This window comes from Pseudoalteromonas sp. SG44-1 (genome assembly GCF_014164315.1).
Taxonomy (GTDB): Bacteria; Pseudomonadota; Gammaproteobacteria; order Enterobacterales; family Alteromonadaceae; genus Pseudoalteromonas; species Pseudoalteromonas rhizosphaerae.
In genome coordinates, this window is the sequence record NZ_JACJEW010000092.1 from 1 (window position 1) to 9,322 (window position 9,322).

7 protein-coding genes are annotated in these 9,322 nt (G+C 35.9%); 5 read left to right on the top strand and 2 right to left on the bottom strand.

From position 1 onward, the window contains the following. Window positions 1-645: 645 nt before the first annotated feature. From H5187_RS22030 to H5187_RS22040, 3 genes are all read left to right on the top strand, one after another. Window positions 646-1,215: a DUF6985 domain-containing protein gene (locus H5187_RS22030; RefSeq protein ID WP_182798369.1), complete on the top strand. Its 570-nt coding sequence runs from the start codon at window positions 646-648 to the stop codon at window positions 1,213-1,215. Between the two features lie 639 nt (window positions 1,216-1,854). Then, window positions 1,855-2,169 carry a hypothetical protein gene (locus H5187_RS22035; protein ID WP_182717985.1) on the top strand — a complete coding sequence of 105 codons (315 nt, stop codon included), beginning with the start codon at window positions 1,855-1,857 and terminating at the stop codon, window positions 2,167-2,169. Window positions 2,170-2,228: 59 nt separating this feature from the next. Then, the gene (locus H5187_RS22040; protein ID WP_182717986.1) at window positions 2,229-2,702 is read left to right on the top strand and encodes a hypothetical protein; all 474 of its coding nucleotides are present in this window, start codon (window positions 2,229-2,231) and stop codon (window positions 2,700-2,702) included. A 186-nt stretch (window positions 2,703-2,888) separates the two neighbouring features. Here H5187_RS22040 and H5187_RS22045 read toward each other — a convergent pair whose 3' ends face one another. Next, on the bottom strand, window positions 2,889-4,484 hold the full coding sequence (locus H5187_RS22045) for a nicotinate phosphoribosyltransferase (protein WP_182798370.1): 1,596 nt from the start codon (window positions 4,482-4,484) through the stop codon (window positions 2,889-2,891). Window positions 4,485-4,494: 10 nt separating this feature from the next. Next, window positions 4,495-5,349 (bottom strand): ribose-phosphate diphosphokinase, encoded by an 855-nt coding sequence (prs, locus tag H5187_RS22050; RefSeq protein WP_182798371.1) that lies wholly within the window; start codon window positions 5,347-5,349, stop codon window positions 4,495-4,497. A 186-nt stretch (window positions 5,350-5,535) separates the two neighbouring features. On the opposite strand from prs, the gene H5187_RS22055 reads away from it, so the two are divergent. Then, window positions 5,536-6,234, top strand: coding sequence for an NrtR DNA-binding winged helix domain-containing protein (locus tag H5187_RS22055; protein WP_182784546.1), 699 nt, complete (start codon window positions 5,536-5,538; stop codon window positions 6,232-6,234). A gap of 285 nt (window positions 6,235-6,519) precedes the next feature. Continuing rightward, the gene (locus tag H5187_RS22060) at window positions 6,520-8,934 is read left to right on the top strand and encodes a leucine-rich repeat domain-containing protein (RefSeq protein ID WP_182794660.1); all 2,415 of its coding nucleotides are present in this window, start codon (window positions 6,520-6,522) and stop codon (window positions 8,932-8,934) included. The last annotated feature ends 388 nt before the right edge of the window (window positions 8,935-9,322 follow it).

The window sequence follows — 9,322 nt, forward strand, 5'->3', positions numbered from 1 at the left end:
AACATCATCACATTGAGATAATGCTTTTTCAACCGCTTGAACTTTAAATTCTTGTGTAAATCGACGTCTCATTTTTATCTGCCTCTATTAAAAGTTAGAGGCGACAACTATCCTGACACAGGGGGTTACGCAGTAATCTCTTATTGTGATTTCATCGCAGCCAGTTTTTTCCCGTATCCTTTTGGGATCGCTGAGGCACTTCGACTAAATGGATTTAGAAGGTAGAGCGAAGCAGGATGCCAGAGCCGAGACATTCATCAGTTAACCTGATCATGGCATTATTCAAGGCTGCTGGCTTCATTATTGGTAAAAGCATAAACAGTTGCCCTTACGTGGATAAATAGAAGTGAATGCCTTCACGTCATTCTGCGGCAACTGTATTGCCTTGTTCATAATCTAGAAAAACTGCAAAACACGACGCACTAATTAGTGTGAGCCATTATCACCTCAAATAAGCCACTCAAACACCTGCAATACCTTCCAAAACGGCAATTAAAACAACGCTAAGTCCTCTTTTTATATTTCATATGAAATAGAAGTAAACGATTGAATCAAAATAGGAACTCGGCTATGGTTAATGCATCAATAAAAATAAATTAAAAACGAGTAATTCTACAGGCTCGTTAGTTCTTCGTGAGAAATCGTATGAAATTAGCGATCGGAAACATAGTTTTTACTAAAGTGAAAAGTGAATACGATGAAGAATGGTATGATTGGCTTTCTTCGGAATTATCGATCCCTTTTCTGAACAACTCAAAGCTTCAGATAAGACTTGATTTCAATGATCAAGAATTAGATGAATTCAAATCTGAATTAGAGAAAACACTAAATAATACATTGGCTCTGGACAAAGGTGACAGAGAATATCTCAAGGAGCACCTATTCGCATACTATAGAGACTTTGTCTTAGACGTCGGAGAAGAGTGCCTTGAAGATATGCCAGCTCAGGAGAATGAAGATGATATATTTGAGTTCGTACATATATCATCTTTATCAATTAGCAGAAGCTCTATAACTGAGGAATTTTTCTGTCAATTTATAGGTGGATGCGATTGGGAGATTGAACATGGGATTTCTATATCTTTCAAGGACGGGAAGAATCTAGCTAAAGTTGGGGGTTATGGACACATAAATAACTCTGATGCTTACGCGGATAAATCCATGGATAAGTATATTTATTATGGCAATATCGTCAAAACATATGCAGCGGAATAGCACTAACAAGCGGTTGTAATCTGATCTCGGCAGTTGAGCCGAGAGTTGGTATGACTCCTACTTTTAAGTTAAACACACTGATCCTGTACTAGATCGAGTCAATATTAGCCCTGAGAACTGGTTAAAACTGATAACGCAGTTTACTCGTGTATTCCATGGTGCAGTCGGTCGACTATCTTCACAGACGAGCTATTGTGAAAGCTAAGGCTGGAAACGACGAGCGAACCTTAGTAACAGTGAAAGTTATTAGCCTAGCGCTGAATATCATTAATTAAACATTCACACCGCAACAATGCAATTATTTGGCTGTCTGTAATTAAAATTTTGATTCCGATAATCAGTTTTTATAAGTATTTTAAGCGTGGAAATATTTAGGTTTTTAGCTACACGGCAAGTTTTGTGGTTCAATTTTGAGAGATAAATTAAAGTGGGTATCTACATAAAATCCTTCTTAAAACACCTGTAATACCTTCCAAAACGGCAATTAAAGCAACAGCAAATCCTCTTTTTATATTTCACATGAAATAGAAGTAAACGATTGAATCAAAATAGGAGCTCAGCTATGGTTTAACCATCAATAAACATAAATTAAAAACGAGTTAATCTAAAGGCTTGTTAAATATTACAGTGGAATAAACTATGGCTACACATTTGGTTTCAGAAGTGCAACATCTTGATAGAAACCCACCAGAAATTCACTACCTAATGTTGGAAGAAAGTGATAATAAATATTATTTTCGAGCAGGTGAAGTCATTGGCAGAGGTGTCGCAAGTGGAGGAGGAGAAGCTAAATTCGATATAAGCTCACTTTTGAAAATGAATGGTTATGAAACGTTTTTAAGAGATACTGATTGCGAATGGATGCACGAAATTCTAATAAACGAAAACACAACAGAAAACGAAAAATACTTAAAAGTATTAAATCGGTGCAAATTGAAAAATATTAATATTTAACAAATTGCTCCACTCCAAAAATGCAGCTGAGCAAGGCGTTGAGGCTTTTTGAGAACGATATGACATCCACTGCATTCAAAAAATTAGATGATTTCCTTAACAAGAGCGATCACGAATCAATGGATTGGTGTGATGGCGGGGAGTCCGAAATGGCTGAAAAGCTTATCGAAAAATTTGACGAGCAAGATTGGAAAACACTTAGCGAAGTATCGCAAAACAGAAGTCTTCAATGGCAGGGCTGCTTGGTCAGTATTTTATGTCCTCAGTACGGAGCAGTTGCTCAATATATTCTCGTTAAAATGACAGGTAGCAAAAATCCCGACATTGCGTTTGCAGCGATGTATGCGATCTCATTTTACTGCGGTATAAACGCAAATTCTGCAGGGCCTTTTATAGATGACTGTATTGTACATGAAGAGTTTAGAGCCAAGCTTAGATTGAACTCAGAGTTTTTGGCATCCATTCCCCAAGTAGGTAATTTGGTGGGGCGTAATTATGAACTGTTACAAAGCATTCTACGCGGCAAGCCATAACAAAGAGCTGCTAACAAGGGGTATGAGGTAGCATCTTGCTTTTTGCTACTTTTTGTTTGAATGACCGAAATGACGCATATGCGACTGTCAGATTTGATTGAATCCCACTAACCAAATCTGACAGTTCAAGGTAAGGTTTATTCATATAACGATTTTGAACATTACCTCTTAAACCCCAGCTGTGGTTTAAATTTGTTGGTTTATACACTCTCTAATTTCATTTAAGCTGGTTTCTTTTATTAATTTACCGTCTTCAAAAACAACCTCTAGCAGTCCTTGTGCTTCTTCTTGCTCGGTTACGTCATCAAACAAGGTAAGCTCACCATTGACTCGCTCTATTTTTAAGAGTCCTTTCGCTGATTTTTTCTTTGAATCAGTTTTAGGATCTTTAAAAATAGCTAAGCGTTCACCTGCTTTTACTACGCTTGTTGCTTTTACTGCGGAGCCATGTGTATCGCGAGTTACGTATTGATAGCTGTAAGAGCCAATGCCTAGTACGACTTTTGATGCAAAGCCTTTATCCATCAACCTTTGTAAAATTTGGCGTTGACGGGTTAGCGTTATAGCATCACCATAAATAGCGCCAATGTGTTCATCAAGTAGCTTGTAGCCTTTTGGTGTTGTTGTGCCACCAAATATATCCCATAAACATTCAATAAGCCCTTTTACTTCACATTCCATCAATTCAACGGTGTTGTTACCTTCAAAGCCAAAATATTGGCCATTAAAACGATATGCCTCAAAACCTTTTTGTAAGACATCTTTTTCAGCTTCATCTTGAGTGGCGAATAATTCACGGTAATCAGATATCGGTGAAATAGTGTAGCCTGTGAGTACTTTTACTGGATCACCTGAGTCTGGACGTATAACTAAGGTACCGTCGCGGGTCATAATTTCGTTTTTTAATTGCGGTAGGTAATCAGTTACTAATGTCCAAAAGTCCCACGTGTCGGAAACAACACTTAAAATTCCTTTTGGCGATTGCTCTTGCATCAAATATTTGAAGAACTCAACTTCACCTTCCATGATCCACGAACACGTAACCGAGTGTTCTGTTGCATCAACAGAGCAGCCAACAAGCTCATTATCAACATTAGCGCCGTAATATTTCTCAGCAAACAAAACGGCAGGGATGGTATCGGTGCCTACAAGTCCTGACGCTAAATGACCAAAGCCACTCATAGCAGCTGCATGTTTACCAAACATCCCTCTAAAGCTAAAGTCATGCCCTTGAAAAGGAACAAACTCCATAGGCATGCCTGTTTTTTGTGCAAACTCCTTAAATACTTTGAGGTAGGCAACAGAGGTTGTGGTACTTGTTTGTATTGGCCAATTTTCACAGCTAAGTACAGTTTCAATCATATTTGTTAGCCATTGAAAACCAGTTTTAGTATTGACGATTGTCATAGGTGGAACTAAATAAGGAACTAGGGTTCCTTCTGGTAATGCTTTTATTTTTAATGGTAAATAGCCTAAGTCATGTAAGTCTTCTAAATATTTTACGTCAACGGTATAGCCAAGCATTGCGCTCATAATACGTTGGTGATTAGCGACTGCTGTAGCCTTATCTGTTTTGAAAAACTCATTCCATTCCTCTAAAAGGTAGCTTTTAATAAAGTACTGTAAGCCAACAAACGCCACTTTATCGTTGTTTTCTATGTTACTTAGTTTTCCGCTTCGTGATGTGAAATTTGCATATACTTCACTTACGTCAGGGTGATAAGCGCGGCTATGGAATTCTTTATAAACATCTTTTTGCATACTTGCAGCTGTAATAGTCATGGTGTTTTCCTTACATCTCAATAATTTCTAAATTAATATTGTTACTGTGTTTAAATTCATTAGCAGGTTTAAATGAGTCAGTGGTGTAAATTTTGTCTATTAGCCCTTCAAAAACATCCAGTCCTTTTGAAAAAATACCATGGGTAATAAAAAGAGATACTTCAACTGCACCATGACTTTTTAGCACTTTGGCAAGCTCGATAAATGTTCTGCCGCCATCACAAATATCATCAGCAATTAGTACACTTTTACCTTTTACATCGCCAACAATTTCGGTTTTAATTATTTCGCCTGTTTTTAAGTTTCTGACTTTTTGCGCTTGGATGACTTCAGGTACTCCATTGAATTTTTCTGAAATCTTAATGGTTTTTTTGCTCGCCCCTGCATCTGGAGAAATAAGAGTCAGTTCGCCTCGCGATAAACGTTGGCTTAGCACTTCGCATCGAGTGAGCAGCGAAATTTGTTCAATATTAGTCACTTTATTTATTAAAGCGGGAGATACGTCGCTATGAGCATCCCAAATAGTGACTTTAGAAAAATTTAAGCTGTTAATAAAATTAGCCATAACAGCAGCACCTAATGCTTCACCTTCAACGCATACTCTGTCTTGACGTGCATAAGGAAAGTAAGGAATAACAAGTTCAATAGGTGTACTTTCATTTGTTAATCTTTTTAACGCATCGACAGCAATCATTAATCTAACCATGTTTGAAGAGTTGGTTAGTCGTTCAAAAATCTCTATTTTTTTAGAGTCTGAAAAATTAGCGGTTTTAAATCTGACATGTTCTTCACCACCAGAAAAAGTGAAATTATCATAATCGATTAACGATTTACTTCCTGTTGAGTCATAGCTAAATACTTTCATTTTTTGTCCTTTAAATGTTTGTGTCCTAGTGACACAAACAAGTTATCAAATGTACTCATTATATTCAAGCTATTTTTTAAACTAAATTACTGAAATTATGCTAAGTGTATAATTGTGCTATAGGTTGAAATTGAGAAGTGTTTGATTTATTGTGTCATTAAGACATTAAATTAGCGTGAGCATATTGTGGCTAATCATTACGATATTACTGAATATAAAAACCCTTTATTTACAGTCGACAGTGTACTGTTCACAGTAAAAGAGGGCGCTTTAAAGGTTTTAATGGTAAAGCGTGCAAGCGAGCCTTTTGCTGGTAGATGGGGGCTCCCTGGCGGATTTGTAAATATTGATATTGATGACAATGTTGGCATGACTGCGCTGCGTAAACTTAAAGAAAAAACCAGTGTTGCCCCTCAGTATTTAGAGCAATTACAAACGTATTCAGGAGTTAACCGAGATCCCAGAGGTTTTAGTGTTACTTTGGTTTATTTTGCATTAATTGCAGAGGCGCAAGTATCAACTCATATAGCAACTGTTGATGATGCAAAATGGATAGATCTAAATAAACTAACTGAATTCCCCGTCGCTTTTGATCATAAGTTTATAATTGAACAAGCAAAAGAGCGGTTAAAACAGAAAGCGCTTTATTCAATGATCCCAGTATATTGTTTACCAGAGCACTTTACTGTTGGGCAGTTTAAGTTAGTCATTGAAACTATTCTTGGTAAATCAGTACAGCGAAAGAGTATTATTAGGCGAATAGAAGCTGCGGATATGTTTGAAAAAGTCGATGAAAAAGTGAAGTCTGGTGGCCGCTTAGCGCAAGTCTACAAAGTTAAACCCGATGTGGATATTATTAACTTTGAACGTAACTTGAGTGTTTAATATAAGGTGAAGCGCTCCTCGTCTAATTTATAAGAGCGTTAGTTTATTCCTGCTTATATGAGTATGTACTAGCTCAGACTTGTTTGATTATATTGAAGTATTTTAAAATCGAGTTCGACTGCACAACCATCTTGGCCATCAGTCCCCTGAAGAGTTTAAAACTAGGTATAAATAGGCAAGCTAGGTGTCTTGAGTTTCAAGGGAAGATCATTTACATGATTTATAGTGAAGTGAATCAAAGTCTTTCAGACTACATTGAAAAGTTATTCAATTCGGAGAAATAAAATGACAATGAAATTTAATATAGAGCATATAGCTTCTTACTACAAGTACCTTCAAGATAGTAGTAACTATCCACAGGATAGCCTTTATGAACTTTTCATAATAGGTAAACTCTACAGAAATAAAGAAGTTGTACAAGAAATTTCAGAAATCTTAACCAAACATGCTAGCAAAGCACAAATCAAAGCATTTAAAACCCGTAATAAGCTTCCTGAAAAATTAGATGATACCGGAAAACTCATCAGTACGCTTGTGCATTTTGCAGCTATAGATCCAGATTTTCCTATTGGCAAGCTATACAATATGCTGGGCTATACACGCTTCTTTTTAAGTGAAGAAAGCGTGGCTAAAAAAATAAGTAAAGACCCTTCTATTATTTTAAGACTTCAAGGCATAACTGGTTTGTACATAACTAATGTATTTGCAAGTGGTATTCCAGAAGAATTAGGAACATTAAGTGGAATAAATACGCTTGACATTAAAGGGCCGTATACAGTACTCCCTGATTCTTTCAGTAACTTTAAGGACTTAGAAGTCATATCGCTAAAAACCCCATATTTACAACAGTTTCCAGAATATTTCAGTCAATTAAAGCAACTTAAGGAGCTCACTATTGATCAGACTAAAGAAGGAGAAACGGTAACCTTAGAAATGCCAACCGACTTGCAGCAACTGAGCAACCTTGAAACCTTAAAATTAGAAGGCTTAACCACCACAAGTATTGATCAATTAAAACTTCCAACTTCTATTAAAATATTGGAATTGGAGGATTTAGAAAATTTAAAAACCTTACCGGATCTTTCTTCCTTGAAAGAATTAGAAGAAATAGAAGTTTTTGATTGTCCTAATCTTACCAAAATTCCCGATAACCTCCATCACTTAAAAACACTAAAAAAAGTACAGTTTAGGTATTTGCCAAAAATTAAAGAAGTTGATGATACCTGTGTATTTATGCCAAATATAGGTGTTATCCAATTAGATGGTTCTATACAAATCATAAATACTGGTGCAGCTCTACAAGTTTCTAAATTGATGCTTTATCGAGCAAGCTACCTGGCTTATATACTACAACATCCTGAAAGCTTTCCACATTTAAAGGAAATAGAACTCTATCGTATTGAAGAATTTTCTAACTATCCTTCAGGTTTTGAAAGTTTACCAGCGTTAGAAACTATTGCGTGTTTTGGAGTGAACGAATATGGTTCATTATTGACAAATATTGGTGCTTGCCCGAACTTATCTACTCTAAAAATATGGAATTCTGATATAGAAAAGTTGCCTGAAAATCTAAAAAATATGGACCTGCTAGACTCTTTAGAAATTCAACGATGTCCTAACTTAGTCATTGAAAGTGATAAACTTCCTCAAAAGATCAATAACCTCTACATTCTAAGTATTAAGGAGCTTGTTCCTGGAGAAAAATTAATACAAACTGAAAAAGCTTTATTTCAAACGTTGAGCATCTCTAATATGGTGGGATTTTTTAGTAAGATTGTTGCCGCTAGCTTAGATATATCTTTATATAATGAAACATCAGCCCCTACAACAGATTATTCGTCCTATTTTCCTAAGCCAGAATACTTAAAAAAACTACAGGTTATTTGGTCAACAGCGGCTATAAAAGATGTTTTAAAATACTGTCCTCAATTAGAAAAACTGTTTATAGAAAATCAAAAAGAAAGCGAAGCTGCACTTAATGTGCACCCTGCTGCTCAATTAAAAGGATTAGAATTAGGCTATTATAAAGCGCAAAATGTAAAAGAATTGCTTCAGCAGATGCCTAATTTACAAGCGCTCTCAATTGAAAATAACCAGGTTATAGAAGATTTTCCTGCAGTACAGCTTCCTCATTTAGAAAAGCTTTCCCTATCGCGTACAGAGGTATCATCGTTAACAGCCTTAGAGGCTCCCAAACTAAAAGATTTAGAGATTACGTTATGCTACTCTTTTGATAAAAAGGCTTATGCTCAGCTTAATCAATTTACAGCTTTACAGCGCCTTCATTTAATGGGCGTAGGCAACGATATTACAACCATACCAGAAAGTTTAATCAGCTTGGATCTTATCGATTTTAACCCAAAACATAAAATTGAGAAACTCCCAGAGTATGTTAAAGAGTTTTCTAATTTAGAAACCCTCTATTTGGAAAGGATACATTTTGTCGATTTCCCTAAATGGATTGCTGATTTAAAACATCTACAGTATTTAGGAATTAATGGTTGTACGTTTGAACATGCTATTCCTGAATATTTTCAGAAACTAAAGTTGAAAGAGGTGAAATACTTCATTTCTAAATTTAGTGGTAGTAACATATCATCTAAAACCTATCAAAATTTGATCACACCCAATTACACGAAACTTAAAGATGAGTTCAGTCATGAAAAGTTTTCTTTTCTTTTTAGTGCCGATTACTACTAAGATGAAAAAAGAGTTAGCTGAGTTAATATACAAAGCTTAACCGTTCGGTAATAGCCAAATTTAAAAACTGACGTTACTTCTGCATGGTGTTCTTTTTCTAAGGAGAACACCAGAGCACAAAAGTGACACCCATCTTAACGCTTTGCGCATCTTTAGCTGCTTTATTTTCTTGCATTTATAAATCGTTTTTTTCAACAATGCGCGGGGGTATTTCTTGTATTTTACAACAACAAAAAACAACAAATATAAATCTCTTGATTTACATTTATACCAATCTGCATAAAGATTAAGTCAATTTTATCCAGTCTCTAGAGCATATGCTTTTAACCGTATCAGGAACAGAAATGAATTTATTCCACGCTTGCGAAACCTGTTCGACTATTTCTTC